Annotated in this window: 1 pseudogene; it reads left to right on the plus strand. The window is 49.5% G+C overall.

Annotation, left to right across the window (positions count from 1 at the left end):
* Positions 1-502: 502 nt before the first annotated feature.
* Positions 503-1,328, plus strand: a pseudogene (locus AO277_RS28545) (hypothetical protein); the annotation flags it as partial.

Below are 1,328 nucleotides of genomic sequence, written 5' to 3' on the forward strand. Positions count from 1 at the left end.
TTTGGTCGGCATACATGCACCTCTAGCTACATGTTATGCCCGAACACAAAATTTCTGACAGTCTCCTGATGACGCCTGCACATTAGCTAGAGCACCAAAGGCAATCACGGCAAGTTGAAACGCGCCACCCCGCGACTTAACGACATTACTTCTTCTACTAGACACCGTCCATCTCCTCGTTTTTTTGAGAGTGGAAAGATAGCTCACTTAATTCATAAACTCTGGCCCTGTTCAATACCCAAAACGTAGGATCATTCCCAAAATAATATAAGAATTTTCTTACAGCGAGCATCCAAATGGACGCCAAGCAAAAAATTCGCAAACTAATTAAATAATTCCCACGCAACCACTTGACCAACCCACTAAAACCCTATTACGTCCAATTGTGACTGGGAACATCATTAGCTCTTTCGCCAAGTACCAGCCAAAAAAACCTTATTCAGAAACGCGCTCGAAAAAGTAGGAAATCCCCTACAAAATTTTAATGACAAGGCATCTACACATGAAAAGTTGCTCAAACAACTATCTCCCAACACCTGTTTCAGTTTCCGGAAACAGGCATCGAAACTTGAATCTTGTATTGACTGCACCCGATATTGCAGTCGCATTTCATGATCAGGATACGCCAGGGCTCATACCGGTCGCTGACGCATCCCAAACGTTGACGGTCGATCTCGTTGTATGGCCAGCCGCACTTCCTGGTTACACCTATCAACTGCTGTTCAACAGTATCGCGACCGGTCCCCGAAAACTGATTCTGCCCTCACATGCACCAGGAGACCCCCTGCACCTGGAGATCCCGGCCGAACTGTTGCTGGAAGGTTTCCACGATGTCGCGTACGTCGTTGTCAATCCGATCAATCAGGTAGAACAGAAATCGGAAATTTTCCGGATTCAGATCGACCGGACAGCGCCAGGCGCTCCGGAGCTTGCTGCCATACAGTTCCCAGCCGAGATCCAGAACGGTCTGACTGCCGCCGAGCTCGATCAACTGGGTGGCCAACTTGATGTACAGATTGCCGGCTACACCGGTATGGCCAAGCATGACCGCATTCTGACCAGGTGGGGAGATATCGTAGGCCCCACTGCTGTCGTCAACGAAACCGATATGGGGCTGGACAAGGTCTCGGTCACTTTTACACGAGCGTTTCTACAAACGTTGGGGGAGGAAGAAAAGCAGGTGTGTTACCAGGTCATCGACCGTGCGGGCAACCCTTCAATCCTCTCGAACACTGTAGAGGTGAAATTAAGGCTGAAAGACTTGCCTGAACCGCCCCGGGTTTCTCGGAGACCCTTTTGTTTGAGTCATGCCACCTGGGCAGACTCGG

This window comes from Pseudomonas amygdali, assembly GCF_002699855.1.
GTDB classification, from domain to species: Bacteria; Pseudomonadota; Gammaproteobacteria; order Pseudomonadales; family Pseudomonadaceae; genus Aquipseudomonas; species Aquipseudomonas amygdali.